Here is a 17,499-nt window from a genome sequence, read left to right on the forward strand (position 1 = left end):
GCGCCGATGCTAGCGGTGCGAACCCCACGCACCTGCTGCGCTGCCGCCCTGGTCGTCACCGCGTTCGTCCTGGTCGACCCCGCCCGCGTGCCTCCGATGTCACTTTCTCGGCTCTCCGTGGCAGAGGGGAGGGGTCGCTCCGCTGCGGCTCCCGGATCGAAGGAGGAGCCATGAAGAACCCCACGGACGCGCTCGAGGCCGTCGCCGACGCCGCCGCAGTCCTCACCTACGCCGTCAGCGTCCTGCCACCGTCGGCCACGATCGGGATGCTTGCCGCCCAGCTGGACCGCCTGTCGCGTGCGGTCGCCCGGGCGCAGGTCATCGCGACGGTCGACCCCGAGGCGATGCTCGACGAGCCCGTGCCCGGCTGCTTCGCACCCGAGGACGCCACCGAGCACGCGGACGACCTCGCGACCCTCGAGGCGATCGCGGCCATGCCGACGGGTCCCGTCATGGTCGCGGTCCGCGTCCGTCCCCTCGACGACGACTCGATCGAGGACGCGCTGCGGTGGTGGCTCAACGGACAGCACTTCGTGGCCGCGCCCGCCGGCGAGCGGTACGAGATCGACGGCAACCGACTCGCCAGTGCCATCGCCGAGCGATTCCTGCCGGTGGAGCTGTGATCCTGGGCTCGGCGGCGCGCGGACGGGCCACGACCCGGCCTGTGGCGGCTCCCTCCCTCCCGCCCTAGCGTGAGGACCGAGCGTGGCCGAACCTCCGAGGGGGCACCGTGGGGGGCACTGGGAGCACCGAGGCGCGTACGCGCCCCAAGGGCAGCCCGATGCTGATCGTGCTGATGATCATCGTCGTCCTGCCGTCGGTCCTGCTGGCCGACGCCTGGGGCGCGGGTGCGGCCGGGATCATCGGCGGCCTGACGGGCATGTTCGCGCTGGTGGCGCTGATCGGTGGCCCGTTGCGGGCGGACCTGCGCGTCGCCGCGGTGATGGGCCCGCTGCTCGTCGTCGCGGCGGCCGTGCCACGCCTGGTGGCGGAGACGTCGCGCCCGTGGGCGATGGTGCTGGTCGTGCTGCTCACCGCGGTGGCCGCGCTGCTCCCGCTGGTCGGGCCGCGCTTCGGCACGGCGGGCCTGGGGCTGGGGATGACGACGATGTTCGGCTACGGCTACGCACCGGAGGGTGGTGCCGACCACCGGCAGGTGATCGCGGCGGCCGTCGCGGGCGTCGTGGTGGCCGTCGTGCTGCGTGTCCTCATGGGGATCTCCGACCCGTCGAAGCCGACGCGGGAGCAGGTCGCCGCGGTGCTCGTCGCCGACGACCCGAGCACGGCCACCGCCACCGCGTTCGGCACCTGGCTGACCGACGGCCGGCAGCGGTGGCTCGCGCAGGCGCTCGAGGGCGCCTCGAGCTACCGGCTGGCGCTGCGCACCGCCGAGCTCGCGACGGGCGGTGGCCCGGGTGATGTCGGTGCGCTGCAGGCCCGTGCCCAGGAGCTGGCCGCGCGGCTGCGGGCCAAGCCGGGACGCGAGAAGCACGCCGCGGTGTCGTCCTCGTCGCGGACGTCCTCGCCGACGCCCGCGGCGGGCCCGTCGTCCGCACCGGCCGTCGTCGAGGTCCCCGACGCCCCGGGCGCCGCCCTCGACACCGTCGAGCAGGCGTTGCTGACGCGCGACACCACGGCGGTCAGGCTCGAGCGCGACCGGCGCCACCAGCTGCAGGACGCCGTGCTGCACCCGTCCGCGCGGCTGCGGTCCGTGCAGGTGCGGCACGCGCTGCGCACCGCGCTGGCCGTGCTGATCATGCTGCTCATCACCTCGCGCCTGCAGCGGGGCGACCCGCTGGTCTCCACGGCGCTGCTGGCGACCTTCGGCATCATGCAGGCCACCTGGAGCGACACCGCCGTCAAGACGCGCAACAAGGTCGTCGGGGTGGTCGCCGGTGCGCTCACGGTCGCGGTGGTGCTGCTCGTCGTGCCGGAGCGGTACCTCGTCCTCGTCGCGCTCGTGTCCCTGTGCCTGGGGCTCTGGTACATCACCACCGTCCCGGCGCTCGGCAGCGCGTTCATGGTGGTCGTCAGCGTCGGCTTCAACGCCGTCAACCGTGACCTGGACCCCGTCACGCTGCTGCTGCAGTACGTCGCGCTCATCGCCTGCGCGGTGCTGCTGGGCGTGGTCCTCGGGTTCGTCGTCGTCCCGGGCTTCCGGCCACCGCCGCTGCGCGAACGCGTCCGGACCGCCGCGGACGCCACCGCGACGGCGCTCCGGGCATCGAGCGGCCAGGGGTCGCAGGGACCGGACGAGATCGCCCTGTTCCGCGACGCGGTGCGGCTGCAGGACGACCTGGTCCCCGACCGCGACCGGCTCGACGACCAGCAGCTCGCCGAGCTCGACACGCTGCGCAACGGGCTGCGCGACCTGACCGTCCTGGCGCAGGCGGTGCCGTTGGCGCCGGGTGAGCTCGACCAGGTGGTGCAGGCGCTGCGCCCGGACGGGCGGGCGGGTGCGGACCCGCAGGACGGCGCTGCTGGTGACGCGTCCGGTGCCGGCTCGTCGACGCTGCGGCAGCTGGCCCAGCAGGCCGGGGAGTCGGAGCGGTACCTGCTGCGGACGCTGCCCGACCAGGGCTGAGCGTCGGCCGGCCCACGGACACGCACCGTGCGACATCCACGTGCCACGGGCGCCACGCCGCGCTCACCCCAGTGCGGTGACGACCGCCCGGTTCGTCTGCACGTCGTGGTCCCACCGTTGGCCCAGGAGGAAGCCGCCCACCGGCCACAGGCTGTCGACGTCGACCGGCGTGGGTGCGCGCCACACCTCCGAGCCGTCCTTGCGGTCGAGCGCGACGAGGCGGGTGCCGCCGTCCTCGCCCAGCGTCGACCCGGCGGTGACGAGCAGGACCCTGCCGTCGGTCATCAGGGGGGTGTCCGACCGCAGGTCGGTCACCCGCCACACCTCGGCACCCGTGCCCGCGTCGAGCGTCAGCAGCCCGGTGCCGTCCGTGAGGTGGACGAGGCCGTCCAGGGCGACGGCTTCGTGCGGCAGCCGGACGTCCGCGGTCCACAACGGTGCGTCCTCACGACCCCAGGCATGCAGGCCGTCGACGTCCCACGTGAGCGTCGTGAACGGTGCGGTGCCGTCGTCTACGCCCAGCCACACCCACTCCCCGGGCCGGGTGACCTCGCCGTCCGGGCGGATGAACGTCGAGGACGCGGGGGCCTGAGGCGGGCCGCCCGGAGGCGCGTACGCGCCTCCGGCCCCCAGGACGACCGTGCCGTCGGTGGAGCCCGTGACCCAGGCGTCCGCGGCGCGGGGCGTGCGGCGGACCGTCGCGCCCGTCGCGTCGAGGAGGTGCACGGCGTCGGGGGTCACGAGGGCGGCGTGGTCACCTGCCGTGAGCAGCTGCAGCTGCTCGGGCGACCCTCCGGGCTCGGGCTCCGCGGGCGGCGGGGCGGGCACGGTGGTGCGCCACGCGACGGTCCCGTCGCGTCGGACGGCCCGGACCTCGGCGCCGTCCGACGTGCGGCCGGTCAGCAGCACCAGGTCGCCGAGCGTGGTGGACGACTCCGCGACCGGCGCCGCGGCGGCCTCGTCCGTGAGGTCGGCGACGACCGTGCCGTCCCGTGCGTCGAGCAGGACCAGGCGGGTGACGGTCGCGGCGATCCAGCGCATCGTGCCGTCCTGCTCGAGCCAGACGGCGTTATCGGCGGTGCACAGCATCACGTCCGACGTGCGGTTGTCGGGGGTGCCGGGCCAGCAGTACGCGGAGCCGCGCACGGCCGGGACTGCCCCCGCCGGCAGCTCCATGCTGTCGGCCGCGGTGAGCAGGTCGACCTCCCACACCGTCCTGCCCGTCGCCAGGTCGACCGCCCGCGCGACGACCCGGCCGTCGGGGTGCGTGACGGCCCCCGCCACGTGGCCGGCGGAGGTCGTCACCTGGAACGGGATGTCCTCGTCGCTGGTCCACAGGATCTGCGGCGGCCCGTCGAGCGGTGCGACGACGTCGGGGAGCGCGGCGACGGCGGCGAGCCGGTCCCGCTCGCGTGCGGTGACGACGGCCTGCCCGACGACGCCGACGAGCACCAGGACGACGAGCAGACCCACCCCGAGCGTGGTGGCCCTGCGCCGCCGCACGTGTGCGGCGTCGGTGCCCGCGGTCCCGGACGGGCCGCCGTCCTCGGGTGCGTCGCCGTCCGGCGGGTCGCCCGGCCCGTCCTCCTCGATGAGGTCGACCTCCTGCTTCGGGCCGCGACGTCCCATCGGCGCAGGGTAACCGGACACAGGCCGCGGACGGGCGGATTCCACCCCGTCCCAGGTCCCGGCCGGCTGGCGCGAGCAGCGGAGCCGGTGGGACCGCCTGCACCTCGTGCGCCTCGTCCTGATCGTCACCGCGTTCGTCCTCGCGACCGTGGCGGCCACGAGGTGAGACCGGCTCTGGGCACGCGGGCGAGCCGAAGGTGCGGGCCGGCCGCCCGGTCCTCAGAACGGCAGCGGTGCCCGCAGCACGCCCTGGCCGATGAACGTCGCGATCGCGTCGAGCCGCCGTTCGGAGGCCGCGCAGACCTCCGGTGTCGCGCCCTGCCGCCACACGTCCTGCGCCTCCTGCCACGCGAGGTCGCGCGTGAACCTGATGACGAGGTCGGAGAGCCAGTTCGCGCCCACGTCCCACGGCGCGCCGTCGGGGCCGTGGGAGAGCAGCGAGCCGAGCTCCTCGCGCAACCCGTCCATCTCCGCCTGGAACACGTCGTTGACGAGGCCGTAGTCGTGGTGCTGTGCGGCGTCCTCGCCGTCCGGGGCGACGTGGCGCCAGGTGGCGACCAGCGCGTGCGCGAGGTCGAAGTTGATGTGGGCGTTGACGCCGAGCACCGCGGAGTTCACCGGCGGCACGCGCGGGTCGTGGCGGTTGTCGAACAGCACGCGCCACACCCCGGGGGCCGTGCGGACGTCGACGGCGTACCGGCGCAGCGCCTGGAAGTACCGCTGGGCGAACTCGAGGTCGAGGCGCACCAGGAACGGCGACGACCGGAACTCCCCGCTCTCCACCATCTCGCCGATCCGCCGCGTGATGACGTGGTAGAGCCGGGTGAAGGACGCGATGCCGTCGTCCTCGCCCCGCGGGGACGTGCTCGCGGCCCCGTCCCGGATCATCTCGAGCCGGCGGACGACGTCGGGGATCGACGTCGGCGGCGCGTCCCCGGCCAGGTCGGCGAGCCGCCGCACGGTGCCGCCGTCCTCCGGCTGGTCGTCCGGCGGCCCGCTCACTTCACCGCGCCCGCCGTCAGCCCCGCCACGAACTGCCGCTGCAGCAGCAGGAACCCGATGACCACCGGGATCGACACCACCAGCGACGCCGCCATGATCTCGTTCCAGTAGACGTTGGTCTGCGTCGAGTACTGCCGGATCCCCACCGCGAGCGTGCGGTTCGCCTCGGTGGTCATCACCGACGCGAACAGCACCTCGCCCCACGCCGTCATGAACGCGTAGATCGCCACGGCGATGACGCCGGGGCGCGCCGCGGGGAGGACGACGCGGAACAGCGCGCCGATCGGGGAGCAGCCGTCCACCCGGGCCGCCTCGTCGAGCTCCTGGGGGATGTTGTCGAGGTACCCCGACAGCATCCAGATCGAGAACGGCAGCGAGAAGGTCAGGTAGGTGATGATCAGGCCGATGCGCGTGCCGACGAACTGGAAGCCGGTGGCCTGCTCGATGTTCACGAAGATGATGAACAGCGGCAGCAGGAACAGCACGCCGGGGAACATCTGCGTCGACAGCACCGTGGTGGTGAACGCCGACCTGCCCCGGAAGCGGTGCCGGGACACCGCGTAGGACGCGAAGATCGCGATCGTGAGGCTCGCGATCGTGGCGGCGCTCGACACGATCAGGCTGTTCACGAAGTACCGGGCCAGCGGCACGGTGGTCCACATGTCGACGAACGGCTGGAACGTCAGGGTGCTGGGCCACCACGAGAACGCCCCGCGCACGTCCTGCAGCGGCTTCAGCGACGACGTGATCATGATGTAGAGCGGCAGCGCCGTGACGGCGCAGAGCACGACGATCACGGCCGTGCGGAAGGTCTTGAACGCGCGGGTCTCATGCACGGCGCGACCTCCGGTTCAGCGCGATCAGGTAGATGCCCGTGACGAGCAGCAGGAACAGCAGCAGCAGGACCGACATCGCCGCCCCGGCGCCGAAGTTCCACGTGAGGAACGAGGCGTTGTAGATGTGGAAGGAGATGAGGTCCCCGGCCGCCGGTTGGGACGTGCCGAACAGCACGTAGGGGGTGTTGAAGTCGTTGAACACCCACAGGAACATCACGAGCACCAGCACCATGTTCACCGGCCGCAGCATCGGCAGCGTGATGGACCACCAGGACCGGAACGCGTGCGCCCCGTCCATCGCCGCGGCCTCGTACAGGTCGTCCGGGACGGACTGCAGCCCGGCCGTCAGCATGAGGAACGCGAACGGCCACAGCCGCCACGTCGCGACGATGACGATCGACGCGAACGCGTGCCCGCCGATGAGCCAGAACGGCCGCTCGTCCAGCACCCCGAGGTCCTCGACGAGCAGCTGGTTGATGACCCCGGTGTCGCGCTGAAGCATGAAGTTCCACGTGACGATCCCGGCGTACACGGGCAGCGCGTACGGCACGAGGAACAGCGTGCGGAACGCCGCCCGGCCCCGGAACGGCCGCTGCAGCGCGACCGCGGCCGCCATGCCCAGCGCCCACGCGACGCCCACCACGAGCACGGTGTACGCGCACGTGATCGCGAAGGAGCTGAGCAGCGACCGCCCGACGGCCCCGTCGAAGTCGAGCGCGACCTGGTAGTTGCGCAGCCCTACGAACGGGGCCGACGTCCAGTCCCGGATGAAGAACCGCGTGAGGTGCGTGAAGCTCATCCAGATGCCGGTGAGCATCGGCACCAGGTGGATGAACACCTCGAGCAGCACCGCCGGTGCCAGCAGCGCGTACGGCAGCCACCACCCGCTCCGGCGACGGCGACGGCCGGGCACGGTGCGCGAGGCGGGCACCGGCGGGGCGGTGGAGGTGGTCGTGGCCACGGCGACTCCTCGGTGTGCGGGGACCGGTACGTCAGCCGACCGAGGCCTGGACCTGGTCCTGCGCGGTCTGCATGGCCTCGCGCACGTCGTCCTGCGTGACCGTGCCGCCCGTGGCGATGGTGGCGAACATGGTGTTCATCGCCTGCCCGACCGTCGTCTCGAACTGGTCCTCGGCCGGCACCAGCGGCAGCGGCGCGGAGCGCTCGTTGTAGATCTGGGTGAACGTCTCCGCGAGCTCGGCGTCCTCGGTGAACACCGCGTCGGCGTCCTTGAGCACGGGCAGGGAGGAGAACGGCTTGCCCAGCGTCGTCTGGACCTCAGGGCTCGTCATGTACTCGACGAGCTGAAGGGCCTCGTCCGGGTGCTCGGTGTTGCCGAAGACCGAGATGTTGATGCCCGCGACGTGGCTGGCCACGTCGCTCTCGGAGTTCTGCGGCGCCGGGAACGGCACCACGCCGTACGCGTCGGGGGCCATGCCGTTGGCCTCGATGGTCGCGTTGGCGTTGTTCTGGTTGAGGATCATCGCGGCCTTGCCGGTGGCGAAGTCCGCGACGGCGAGCGCGGCGTTGTCGTACTGCACGTTCGACGGGTTGACCACGTCCTCGGTCTGCATGAGGTCGAGGTAGCGCACGATGCCGTCGACGACGCCGTCCTCGGTGAACGTCGGGTTGCCGTCGGCGTCGAACAGCTCGGCGCCGTTCTGCGTCGCGTTGATGAACGCGAAGTGGTTGTTCTCCGTGTAGCTGCCGGCGGCCAGCGCCATGCCGTACACCCCGGTGGCCGGGTCCGTCAGCGCCTGGGCGGCCGTGACCATCTCCTCCCAGGTCGTCGGAGGCTGCAGCCCTGCCGCCTCGAACATCGCCTTGTTGTAGTAGAGGCCGTACGCGAGCCCGTACAGCGGCACGGACGTCGGGTCGGTGCCCTCGGCGCCCCCGGTCTGCAGGGCGGTCTCGACGAACTTGTCGGCCCCGCCGATCTGCTCCATCGCGGCGTCGTCGAGCGGCATGAACGCGCCGGTGGCCTGCAGCGACACGGCCCAGGTGTTGCCGATGTTGACGACGTCCGGCGCCTGCCCCGACGTGACGGCCGTCTGGATGCGGGTCTGCAGGTCGCTCCAGCCGATGACCTCGAGGTCGACGCCGATGCCGGTCTGCTCGGTGAACTCCTCGAGCACGGGCGTCAGGACCTCCTTGTCGTTGTCGAGGCTGGTGCCCTGGTTGCTGGCCCAGTAGGTGAGGGTGACGTCCCCGTCGCCGGACGCGGAGTCGTCGCCACCTCCCCCGCCGGAGCAGGCCGCGAGGAGCAGGACGGGGACGGACGCTGCTGCGAGGTGGCGAAGCTTCACGGGGACTCCCTTGTCGGTGCCGGATTACCTAACCGGTTCAGTTCGCGGGGACACGGTACCCATGCACTAGGCCGAACGGGAAGTCCCGAGACGAATTCGTGACAGGAGTCAGCGGATGCGTCTACTGCCGCCGGGTGCTCGGGGCGCGAGCACGAGGCTCAGGGGCGGGCGGGACCCGTGCTCGCCCGGACCCGCAGCACGCTCGGCGGCGGGACAGCGTCGTCGCCGGGGTCGCCGGCAATCTCCGCCAGCAGCGCCTGCGCGCACCGGCGCCCGAAGTCACGGGGGTGACGGTCCAGCGCCGTGACCGGGGGCGCGCCGATCTCGCACAGCAGCGAGTCGTCCCAGCTCACGACGGACACCCGGCCCGGCACGTCGACGCCCTCGCGGACGGCCGCGCGCACCGCCCCCAGCGCCATGACGTCGTTCGACGCGACCCACGCCGTCGGGCCGGGCCCGCGCCGCAGGCGCTCGGTGACCAGACGCTCGGCCGTCCCCATCGTGTAGTCGCCCTCGACCGTCTCGACGACCATGCCCGTACGGGCGGCCGCGGCGCGCACGAGCAGGTCGCGACGCTCCTCGTGCAGCAGGCCGGACGGCCCGCTCAGGTACGCGACCCGCCGGTGGCCGAGCCCGGCCAGGTGCTCGACCACCTGGTTCGCGTCGCCGTGCTCGTCCGGGACGACGGCCCGCAGCGCCGACCCGGGCTCCGCCGCGCCGTTGAGGACCGCGGGCAGGCCGAGGTGACGCACGAGGGGGATGCGCGGGTCGTCGCGGCGCTGGTCGAACAGCATGACGCCGTCCACGCGTCCCTCGCCCGCCCACCGCTCGTAGACGGCGAGGTCGCGCCCGGGCTCCGAGCCCACCATCCGCAGCAGCAGGCCGTAGTCGGCGTCGATCAGCGCCGACTCGATGCCCGACAGGACGAGCATGTAGTAGGGCTCCGTGCCCAGCAGCTCCGGGTCCCGCGACAGCACGAGGCCCACGACGCCCGTCCGCGCGCCGGACAGCACGCGCGCCGACGAGCTGGGGTACCACTGCAGCTCACGGGCGAGCGCCAGCACGCGGGCCCGCGTCTGGGCGCTGACGCCCGGCCGACCGTTCAGGGCGTACGAGACCGACGCCTTCGACAGCCCGAGGCGCTGCGCGAGATCACCGATGGTCACGCGCTCGGCCATGGGCCGATCCTAGGGGGAGGTGGCGACGCCCCGACCGACGGCGCTCGTACGCTGGGCACATGTCCGTCGTCAAGATCAACGCCATCTCCGTACCGGACGGCGCCGGGGCCGAGCTCGAGCGCCGGTTCGCCGCACGCGCGGGAACCGTCGAGGGCTCGCCGGGGTTCCTCGGCTTCCAGCTGCTGCGCCCCACGGCGGGCGAGGACCGCTACTTCGTCGTGACGCACTGGGCCGACGAGGAGTCGTTCGCCGCGTGGCGCGACGGCGACGCCCGGGCCGCGCACGCCGGGCCGACCGGCGAGCGGCCGCGGCCCGTGAGCTCGGGCGCCCAGCTGCTCGAGTTCGACGTCGTGCTGGACGTCCGGCCCGACGCATGATCGAGATCCTCAGCCCCACCGAGCTGCTGCGCGCCCGGGACACCGGCGCACTGGTCGCCGACATCCTCGACGCGCTCCGCGAGCGCGCCACCGTCGGCACCAACCTGCTGGAGATCGACGAGTGGGCCCGCGAGATGATCGTCGAGGCCGGCGCGCAGTCCTGCTACGTCGACTACGCGCCGTCGTTCGGCCGCGGGCCGTTCGGCCACTACATCTGCACGTCCGTGAACGACGCCGTGCTGCACGGGCTGCCGCACGACTACACGCTCGCGGACGGTGACCTGCTGAGCCTGGACCTGGCGGTCTCCCTGGCCGGGGTGGTCGCGGACTCCGCCGTCAGCCTCGTCGTGGGGGAGTCCCGGCCGGAGCAGAGCCTGGCGCTGATCGACGCGACGCAGCGCGCGCTGAGCGCCGGGATCGCCGCGGTGCGGCCGGGTGCCGCCGTCGGGGACGTCGCGCACGCCATCGGCACGGTGCTGCGCGAGGCCGGGTACCGCGTGAACACCGAGTTCGGTGGCCACGGCGTCGGCTCGACGATGCACCAGGACCCGCACATCGCCAACGACGGACGGCCCGGCCGCGGGTACCGGCTGCGTCCCGGCCTGCTGATCGCGGTCGAGCCGTGGGTCATGGCGGACACCGACGAGCTCGTCACCGACGCGGACGGCTGGACCCTGCGCAGCGCGACGGGCTGCCGGACGGCGCACAGCGAGCACACGGTCGCCGTGACGGACGACGGGGCCGAGATCCTCACGCTGCCGCGGCGCCTGCGGCGCTGACGGCGCCGGGCCCAGTCAGGCGGCGACGCGTCTCAGGGCTGCAGGCAGGCCGTCACCGACCCCAGGTCCACGACCCCGCTGCCCGCCGCGAGCTCCTCGCGCGCCGGGAGCAGCGTGACCTTCGCCCGGGCGGTCGTGCCGGCGTCGTCGACCTCCCGCGCCGCCGTGAGCAGCAGCGTCCACGTCACCTCGAGCAGCAGGTCGTGCGGCGGTGGCGGCGCCGACGCGAGCGCTCGCCGCGCCTCGTCGCGATGCCCGCCGCGAGCCAGCAGCAGCGGCCGCACCCACGGCTCGTAGGGGCCGAGGTCGCCGTCGGGGAGGTCGTCCCCGGCGCGCAGCGCGCGCGTGAGCCGGCTCAGCGCGACGATCCCCCGCGAGAAGCCGGGCATCTCGTCGGGCGCCACGGGCTCGGGTGCGTCGGCGAACGTGTGCCGGAACCAGGCGGTGAACGTCGAGGCCAGCGGGCGCTCGGCGGCGGCGGCGAGGGCGTCGACGGCGTCCGCCTCGGCCGCCGCGTCGTCCAGCCGGTCCAGCGCGCACAGCGCCTGCATCCGCACGATGCGGCCGCAGATCTCGAAGGTCGTGGACTCGGCGCGGCGGGCGGTCGCGACCAGCTCGGCCCCGATGCGCTCGCGGTCGCCCGCCAGGCCCGTGCGCGTGAACCGCTGCATGTACCGGCCGCCGAGGGCCAGGCACAGGAGCCGGTCGTCGTGCAGGTCGCGGGCCAGCCGCTCCGCCTCCCGCGCGTGCGTCTCGCGCGCCGCCGTGCCGCGGTCCTCCAGGGCGACGGTGGCCAGCAGCCGGGCCCGCGCGTGCGGGCTGCCCGCGACGCGGGGCAGCGTGCGGGTCGCGGCGGCGACCACCGCGCGCGCGAGCCCGTCGTCGTCGGACCGCGTCCAGACCCCCGGGGCCTCGAGGCCGCCGATGACGCGCGCGGACAGCAGCGGGTCGTCGAGCTGCTCCGCCGCGGTGACCGCCGCGAGCCGCTGGGCACGGACCGTCGTCAGGTCCCCCGAGACCGCCAGGCTGGTGAGCACGGCCGCCGACGCCTCCAGCCGGGCGCGGGTCCCGCGCCGGTCCAGGGCGGACAGGCCGCCGTCCCGCCACGTGTGCGTGCGCCGGTGGAGGATCTCCTGCTCCAGCGCGACGAGCGCGGGCCCGGGGTCCAGGCCGAGGTCGTCGGCGAACGTCCGCCGCCCGCGGCGCAGCACGTCGAGGGCCTCGGCGGGGCGGTCGGCGCGGTGCAGCGCGGTGGCGAGCAGGCGCCACCCCTCCTCGCGCCACGGGTGCGCGGTGACGTGCGGGTCGAGCAGCGCGACGGCCTCGGGAGCGCGGCCGGACGCCAGCAGCGCGTCGGCGAGGCGCTCCACCAGGTCGCCCCGCAGCGCGGCGAGGCGGACCCGCTCCGGGTGTGCCCACGGGCGGTCCGCGAACTCCTCGTACGCGTCGCCGCGCCACTGCGCCAGCGCCCCGGTCAGCGTCGGCACGGCCACGGCGGGGGCGGCGCCGCGGGCGTCCGGCGCAGCCTCGCCCACCCGCCAGGCGTCGACGGCCTGCTCGGGCAGGTGCAGGGCGTACCCGGTGGCCGTGGTGACGACCAGCGAGGGTGTGCGCGGGGGGCGCTCGGGCTCCAGCGCGCGGCGCAGCTCCCCGACGAACGTGCGGACCGCGCCGACGGCACCGGCGGGCGCCGCGCCGTCCCACAGGTCCTCGACGAGCGCGCCGGTGGCGACCGAGCGGCCCTGCGCGGCGACGAGGACGCCGAGCACCTCGCGCACGCGCGGCTTGCGCAGCGGCAGGGCCGCGCCGTCCACGGCGGCGGAGACGGGGCCCAGCACCCGGACCTCCACGGCGCTCACCCCGGCAGGGTAGCCCGCTGATCGGGCGCTGATCGGGCGTCGGCACGCTGGTCACCACATCCCCGACCGCAGGAGGACACGATGTCCCTGACCATCCCCGGCTTCACCTACCACCGCGTCGGGACGGCGCCCGGTGTCGCGCTGCACACCGCCGTGGCAGGCAGCGGGCCCGCCGTCGTCCTGCTGCACGGCTTCCCCCAGACGCACGTCATGTGGCGTCATGTCGCCGCCGACCTCGCGCGGGACCACACGGTCATCTGCCCCGACCTGCGCGGCTACGGCGAGAGCGACAAGCCCGCCGAGGCGGACGAGCACACGTACGCCAAGCGGACCATGGCGGCCGACGTCGTCGCCGTGGCCCGCGCCCTGGGGCACGAGCGGTTCGCGCTCGCGGGGCACGACCGGGGCGCGCTCGTCGCACTGCGCGCCGGCCTCGACCACCCCGACGCCGTCACGCACCTGCTGACGCTCGACGTGCTGCCGACCCTCGACATGTGGGACGTGCTGCACGGCGCCGACGCGAAGGTCGCCTGGCACCTGTACCTGATGGCGCAGCCCGTGGGTGTGCCGGAGCCGATGATCGAGGCGGTCGCGGACACGTTCTTCGCGTCCTTCCTCGACGGGTGGGTCGCCGATCCTGCCGCGATCGGGCCCGAGCACCGCGCGGAGTACCTGCGGGCGAGCCGCGAGGCCGTGCCGTCGATCGTCGCGGACTACCGGGCGTCCGCGGGCGTCGACGTGACGCACGACCGCGAGGACCGCGCCGCGGGACGCGTGCTGACGATGCCGGTCACGGCGGTGCAGCAGGACTGGGGTGCGGCGCTGGGGTACGACGCGGCCGCGCTGTGGGGAGCCTGGGCCGCCGACCTCGACCACCGCACCACGCGCGCGGGGCACTTCATGGCCGAGGAGGCGCCGGGCGAGGTCGTCGCGGCGCTGCGAGGGCTGCTCGCCCGCTGAGACGGCGGCACCGGGTGCACCGTCCGGCCTACCCCGGTCCGCCGGTGAACACGCTGCTCCAGTCGTTCCTCATGCTGACGACCACCCACCCGCGGCTCACCGCCGCCGCCAGCACCTCCTCCGCGCCCGCGACGTACTCGAACTCGCGCTCGTCGTCGTCGTGCAGCACCAGCAGGCGCAGGGCGGGGCCGTCACCCGTACCGGAGAAGGTCAGCATCGGCAGGTCGGCGTTCGAGTTCCCCACCGAGAGGATCGGACGCCGACCTGTCCGGTTCCAGATCCGGACGGGCTTGAGGGCGCCGTCGTCGACCACGTCCATCGCCCCCTTGTAGAGGGGCTGACCCGCGTCGTCGTGCCGGTACGTGAGCCCGACGGTGCTGCCGATGAGGCGCTCGGGGGGCACGCCGTAGAGGTCCCCCGCGACGGGCCGTACGAAGTCGCAGTCGCCACCGGGTGCGACGTACACGGTGAAGCCGTTGTCCCGCAGGTAGTCCAGGAGCTCGATCATCGGCCCGTACACGCACGCGCGGTACGGCACGTGGAGCGTCGGGTGGGCGGTGCCGGCGAAGAACGCCCGCACGCGCGCCTCGTACTGGTCGACGGTGACGTCCTCGAAGGCCTCCCCGATCGCCGCCACGAGCAGCCGCAGGTCACGGCCGTCCCCGTGGTAGTGCTTGACCATCGCCGTGCCCATCCAGTGCAGGTCACGCGTGTGCGCCGCCCGCCAGGGCTGGCCCGCGCGCAGCGTCGGGTCGCGCCCCGCCACCTCGGCCAGCCGGCCGATCGTGAAGTCGAGCTGCACGGGCACGGGCTTCTCGCACCACAGCGTGCCGTCGTCGTCGACGACGGCGACACGGGCCGGCGGCTCGACGAAGTCCGGGCCGCCCCGGTCGCTGACCCGGCTGACGAAGTCCACCACCGCCGACCGCGTGGGCCCGTCCACCCAGCTCGGCAGCACCTGCGGGCGCACGCCCTGGCGACGTGTCAGGCGCGACCGTCGCGTGCTGCCGCGCGACGGGTCGGCCCGCCGTGCCGCGTCCCGCGTGGCCGCCCCGACGTCGTCGCGGACCGTCGGGGCGTGCCGCTTCCTGTCGGGCATGGCGTCCCCCTCGGCACCTGACGCCACGTCCGGCTGCGCCAGGAGACGGCGCCGTCCTGCCGTGGCGATCCCGGCCAGTCTTCTGCGGTGACCCCGCGTGGCCCTCACCCGTCACGGATGAGTCGGGCAGGTGCACGAGGTGCTGCGCCCCGCGTCGTCCACGGGGCGCAGCCGCGTCGCGTCAGGCGCGGTGCGCCGTCGGGTCGCTCACGAGCACAGGACCGTGTCGACGAGGCCGATGACCTCGGTCGAGACCGCCGGGCCCGCGTCCCCCAGCATGCCGTGCATCGTCGTCGTCGCCACCGTCACGCCGCGGCGGCCGTCCGGCGAGACGCCGCCCTCGACCTGGTAGCCGGGGATCGTCCCGCCGTGGCCCCAGACCTGCCCGCCGCAGCTGAGGTCCATCGACATCAGGCCGAGCCCGTAGCGCCAGTCGGCGGGCAGCCCCATGCCCATCGGGATGGTGGTCGTCATCTCCGCCAGCTCGGCCGGCTGCAGCACCTTGCCGCCCAGGAGCGCACGGAAGAACGCGGTCACGTCGCTCGGCGTGGACACGATGTCGCCCGCGGCCCACGCGGACGACGGGTCGATGTCGGTGTGCTCGAACAGCCCCGACCCCGCGGGCTCGGCGTGGTGCCCGTCGGGGTGCGCGCCGCGGATGGCCTGCTCGCCCCGGCCCGGCACGTACGTGTCCGCCAGGCCCAGCGGCTCGATGATGCGCTCGGTGACGACCTCGCCCAGCGGCCGCTGCGTGACCCGCTGCACCACGAGGCCCGCGAGCACGTAGTTGGTGTTGCTGTAGGCGAACGTCCCGTGCGGCGTCGCCGGTCGCGCCAGCCCGAGGTCGACGAGCTCGTACGGCTCGACGTACCAGTCCTTCAGCGCCAGCAGGGACGGGGCACCGTCGACGACGAACGGCGGCCCGCTCGTGTAGTCGCCGATCCCGCTGGTGTGCTGCAGCAGGTCGCGCACGGTGACGACGGTGCCGTCGACGCCCTCGCCGTGCACGACGCCCGGCAGGTACGTCTCGACGGGTGCGTCCAGGTCGACGACCCCCTCGCCGACGAGCTGCAGCACGACCGCGGCGAGGAACGTCTTGGAGTCGCTGCCGATGCGCACCTGCCCGTCGACGGGCACGGGCGCACCGGTGGCCAGGTCCGCGACCCCGGCGACGAGGTGGCGCTCGCGGCCCTTGCGGTCCGTCACCGTCGCCAGCGCGCCGGGGACCCCGTGCTCGTCGACGAGCCGGTCGAGGGTCTGCTGGACGACGTCCGGGCGTGGCTTGCCGTGCCCGTGCCCGTGGTCGCCGGCGACGGCCGCGCCGGGCGCCACCAGGGCGGCGCCGGTGAAGGTGCAGGCCACGGTGGCCGCGGCGAGCCACTGGCGCCGGCGGGCGGGGCGGGCGAGCGGGCGGGTGTGGACGGGCATGAGAGCTCCTCGGGACGTGTCGGACAGGTCGGTCGCGTACCTGTCCAGCGTCGTCGGAGGGGTGGGGCGGCCACCATGACGGCACCTGGTGCATCGAGGTGGTGCCAGCCGTACCTCGGCACCGCCCGGCACGTGCCCGGGGCGGCGTGGTACCAACGGCGCATGACACGGGAGAGTGTCGGGCGGCTGCGGTGGGTCCTGCCGTACCCGCTGCTGTGGCTGGCCGTCGTCCTCGCCCGCGGGGCCACCGACGGGTGGGTGCCGTACGGGTTCCTGCTGCCTGCGCACGGGTCCGGGTCGCTCGCCGTGCACGTGGTGGCGCTGCTCGGCGCGCTCGTGGCGGCCGGTGCGCTCGTGTGGGCGGCGAGCCGGACCGGGCCGCGGGCTCAGCGCTCGCGGGGGCGCAGCCGGACGTTCGGCAGCTCGGGGGCGGGCAGCGGCGGGCCCGCGTAGCCCTGCACCTCGCCGAACCGGCCCGGCCCTGCCGGGTCGCCCGCGATCGCGGCCTGCCACTGCGCGCGCGCCTCGACGACCTCCTCGTGCGTGCGGGCCACGAAGTTCCACCACATGAGCATGGGCTCGTCGAACGGCGTGCCGCCGACCAGCACCGCGCGCACGGGCGCGTCGCCGGCCTCGAGGACGAGCGCGTCGCGCCCCGGCGGTGCGTACGCGAGCCACGCGGGGGGCACGTCGTGCCCCTCGAACCGCAGCGCGCCGGCGTCGACCAGCACGGCGTGCTCGAACGCCGGGTCGACCGGGAGCGTCACGCGGGCGCCCGCGGGGACGTCGACCTGTGCGGCGACCAGCGGGGAGTACGCGCGCGCCGGGGACTCGACCCCGCCCAGCCTGCCCAGGAACACCTGCAGCTGCGCGCCGTCGACCGTCAGGCGCGGCACGTCGGCGACGTGCTCGAACGCGCGGTCGCCGTGGCGTGCCGACTCGGGCAGCACGGTCCACAGCTGCACGCCGTGCAGCACGGGCTGCCCCGGGAACCGCGCGGGCGTCGCCTCCTCGCTGTGGCAGATGCCGCGGCCGGCCGTCATCAGGTTGAGCTGCCCCGGTGCGATCGTCTGCTCCGAGCCGAGCGCGTCCCGGTGCAGCACCGCACCCTCGAAGAGCCACGTCACGGTCTGCAGGCCCGTGTGCGGGTGCGGCGGCACGTCCATGCCGCCCGTCGCGGCGACGTCGTCGGGCCCGTAGTGGTCCGCGAAGCAGAACGGACCGACGAGCGAGCGGGCCCGCGACGGCAGCGTGCGCCGCACGGTCATGGCCCGTGGCCCGCCGAGCGGCACGTCGCGCGGCTCGACGAGCTGGACGTCCGCGGCAGGGCCGGCGACGCACACCTGCTCGTCGGGGCGCGCCTCGAGGTTGGTCACACCGGCCAGGCTACGTGCGGGCACCGGCGAGAAGGGGGCACATCCGCGGGCGGACCCCCAAGGCTGTGGTCGAAGACGTGACCACG

16 protein-coding genes are annotated in these 17,499 nt (G+C 74.4%); 6 read left to right on the plus strand and 10 right to left on the minus strand.

The window, feature by feature from the left end:
- Nucleotides 1-170 precede the first annotated feature (170 nt).
- On the plus strand, nucleotides 171-623 hold the full coding sequence (locus NP075_RS02580; RefSeq protein ID WP_227566329.1) for a hypothetical protein: 453 nt from the start codon (nucleotides 171-173) through the stop codon (nucleotides 621-623).
- A gap of 158 nt (nucleotides 624-781) precedes the next feature.
- A complete protein-coding gene (locus tag NP075_RS02585; protein WP_227566328.1) occupies nucleotides 782-2,584 on the plus strand; it encodes a hypothetical protein in 1,803 nt (600 codons plus the stop codon).
- A 63-nt stretch (nucleotides 2,585-2,647) separates the two neighbouring features.
- Here NP075_RS02585 and NP075_RS02590 read toward each other — a convergent pair whose 3' ends face one another.
- The 6 genes from NP075_RS02590 to NP075_RS02615 form a co-directional block, all read right to left on the minus strand.
- On the minus strand, nucleotides 2,648-4,213 hold the full coding sequence (locus tag NP075_RS02590; protein ID WP_227566327.1) for an outer membrane protein assembly factor BamB family protein: 1,566 nt from the start codon (nucleotides 4,211-4,213) through the stop codon (nucleotides 2,648-2,650).
- A 219-nt stretch (nucleotides 4,214-4,432) separates the two neighbouring features.
- A complete protein-coding gene (locus NP075_RS02595) occupies nucleotides 4,433-5,215 on the minus strand; it encodes a DUF5995 family protein (RefSeq protein WP_227566326.1) in 783 nt (260 codons plus the stop codon).
- Nucleotides 5,212-6,051 carry a carbohydrate ABC transporter permease gene (locus tag NP075_RS02600; protein WP_227566325.1) on the minus strand — a complete coding sequence of 280 codons (840 nt, stop codon included), beginning with the start codon at nucleotides 6,049-6,051 and terminating at the stop codon, nucleotides 5,212-5,214. The genes NP075_RS02595 and NP075_RS02600 overlap by 4 nt, the downstream gene beginning before the upstream one ends.
- The gene (locus NP075_RS02605) at nucleotides 6,044-7,012 is read right to left on the minus strand and encodes a carbohydrate ABC transporter permease (RefSeq protein WP_227566324.1); all 969 of its coding nucleotides are present in this window, start codon (nucleotides 7,010-7,012) and stop codon (nucleotides 6,044-6,046) included. The genes NP075_RS02600 and NP075_RS02605 overlap by 8 nt, the downstream gene beginning before the upstream one ends.
- A 31-nt stretch (nucleotides 7,013-7,043) precedes the next feature.
- Nucleotides 7,044-8,357 carry an ABC transporter substrate-binding protein gene (locus tag NP075_RS02610; RefSeq protein WP_227566323.1) on the minus strand — a complete coding sequence of 438 codons (1,314 nt, stop codon included), beginning with the start codon at nucleotides 8,355-8,357 and terminating at the stop codon, nucleotides 7,044-7,046.
- A 158-nt stretch (nucleotides 8,358-8,515) separates the two neighbouring features.
- Nucleotides 8,516-9,535: a LacI family DNA-binding transcriptional regulator gene (locus NP075_RS02615; RefSeq protein ID WP_227566322.1), complete on the minus strand. Its 1,020-nt coding sequence runs from the start codon at nucleotides 9,533-9,535 to the stop codon at nucleotides 8,516-8,518.
- Nucleotides 9,536-9,594: 59 nt separating this feature from the next.
- Between NP075_RS02615 and NP075_RS02620 the strand changes: the two genes are divergently transcribed.
- On the plus strand, nucleotides 9,595-9,912 hold the full coding sequence (locus NP075_RS02620) for an antibiotic biosynthesis monooxygenase family protein (RefSeq protein WP_227566321.1): 318 nt from the start codon (nucleotides 9,595-9,597) through the stop codon (nucleotides 9,910-9,912).
- Nucleotides 9,909-10,691: a type I methionyl aminopeptidase gene (map, locus tag NP075_RS02625; protein ID WP_227566320.1), complete on the plus strand. Its 783-nt coding sequence runs from the start codon at nucleotides 9,909-9,911 to the stop codon at nucleotides 10,689-10,691. The genes NP075_RS02620 and map overlap by 4 nt, the downstream gene beginning before the upstream one ends.
- A 32-nt stretch (nucleotides 10,692-10,723) precedes the next feature.
- On the opposite strand, the gene NP075_RS02630 is transcribed toward map, so the two are convergent.
- Nucleotides 10,724-12,550 (minus strand): AfsR/SARP family transcriptional regulator, encoded by a 1,827-nt coding sequence (locus NP075_RS02630; protein WP_227566319.1) that lies wholly within the window; start codon nucleotides 12,548-12,550, stop codon nucleotides 10,724-10,726.
- A gap of 81 nt (nucleotides 12,551-12,631) precedes the next feature.
- Here NP075_RS02630 and NP075_RS02635 point away from each other — a divergent pair, with 81 nt between their 5' ends.
- Nucleotides 12,632-13,510: an alpha/beta fold hydrolase gene (locus NP075_RS02635; RefSeq protein ID WP_227566318.1), complete on the plus strand. Its 879-nt coding sequence runs from the start codon at nucleotides 12,632-12,634 to the stop codon at nucleotides 13,508-13,510.
- 28 nt (nucleotides 13,511-13,538) lie between these two features.
- On the opposite strand, the gene NP075_RS02640 is transcribed toward NP075_RS02635, so the two are convergent.
- On the minus strand, nucleotides 13,539-14,609 hold the full coding sequence (locus tag NP075_RS02640) for an HAD family hydrolase (RefSeq protein ID WP_227566317.1): 1,071 nt from the start codon (nucleotides 14,607-14,609) through the stop codon (nucleotides 13,539-13,541).
- Nucleotides 14,610-14,816: 207 nt separating this feature from the next.
- Nucleotides 14,817-16,037, minus strand: coding sequence for a serine hydrolase domain-containing protein (locus tag NP075_RS02645; protein ID WP_227566316.1), 1,221 nt, complete (start codon nucleotides 16,035-16,037; stop codon nucleotides 14,817-14,819).
- A 162-nt stretch (nucleotides 16,038-16,199) separates the two neighbouring features.
- Between NP075_RS02645 and NP075_RS02650 the strand changes: the two genes are divergently transcribed.
- Nucleotides 16,200-16,490, plus strand: a complete 291-nt coding sequence (locus tag NP075_RS02650) for a Pr6Pr family membrane protein (protein ID WP_227566315.1) — start codon at nucleotides 16,200-16,202, stop codon at nucleotides 16,488-16,490.
- On the opposite strand, the gene NP075_RS02655 is transcribed toward NP075_RS02650, so the two are convergent.
- A complete protein-coding gene (locus NP075_RS02655; protein ID WP_227566314.1) occupies nucleotides 16,424-17,413 on the minus strand; it encodes a pirin family protein in 990 nt (329 codons plus the stop codon). The genes NP075_RS02650 and NP075_RS02655 overlap by 67 nt on opposite strands.
- Between the last annotated feature and the right edge of the window lie 86 nt (nucleotides 17,414-17,499).

Origin of the sequence: Cellulomonas wangsupingiae (assembly GCF_024508275.1) — a bacterium.
GTDB lineage: Bacteria > Actinomycetota > Actinomycetes > Actinomycetales > Cellulomonadaceae > Cellulomonas > Cellulomonas wangsupingiae.

Excerpts from the sequence above, each read along its gene's own strand:
- NP075_RS02580 (WP_227566329.1), top strand. The coding sequence starts at position 171 with ATGAAGAACCCCACGGACGCGCTCGAGGCCGTCGCCGACGCCGCCGCA.
- NP075_RS02585 (WP_227566328.1), top strand. The coding sequence starts at position 782 with ATGCTGATCGTGCTGATGATCATCGTCGTCCTGCCGTCGGTCCTGCTG.
- NP075_RS02590 (WP_227566327.1), bottom strand. The coding sequence starts at position 4,213 with ATGGGACGTCGCGGCCCGAAGCAGGAGGTCGACCTCATCGAGGAGGAC.
- NP075_RS02615 (WP_227566322.1), bottom strand. The coding sequence starts at position 9,535 with ATGGCCGAGCGCGTGACCATCGGTGATCTCGCGCAGCGCCTCGGGCTG.
- NP075_RS02620 (WP_227566321.1), top strand. The coding sequence starts at position 9,595 with ATGTCCGTCGTCAAGATCAACGCCATCTCCGTACCGGACGGCGCCGGG.
- map (WP_227566320.1), top strand. The coding sequence starts at position 9,909 with ATGATCGAGATCCTCAGCCCCACCGAGCTGCTGCGCGCCCGGGACACC.
- NP075_RS02635 (WP_227566318.1), top strand. The coding sequence starts at position 12,632 with ATGTCCCTGACCATCCCCGGCTTCACCTACCACCGCGTCGGGACGGCG.
- NP075_RS02640 (WP_227566317.1), bottom strand. The coding sequence starts at position 14,609 with ATGCCCGACAGGAAGCGGCACGCCCCGACGGTCCGCGACGACGTCGGG.
- NP075_RS02645 (WP_227566316.1), bottom strand. The coding sequence starts at position 16,037 with ATGCCCGTCCACACCCGCCCGCTCGCCCGCCCCGCCCGCCGGCGCCAG.
- NP075_RS02650 (WP_227566315.1), top strand. The coding sequence starts at position 16,200 with ATGACACGGGAGAGTGTCGGGCGGCTGCGGTGGGTCCTGCCGTACCCG.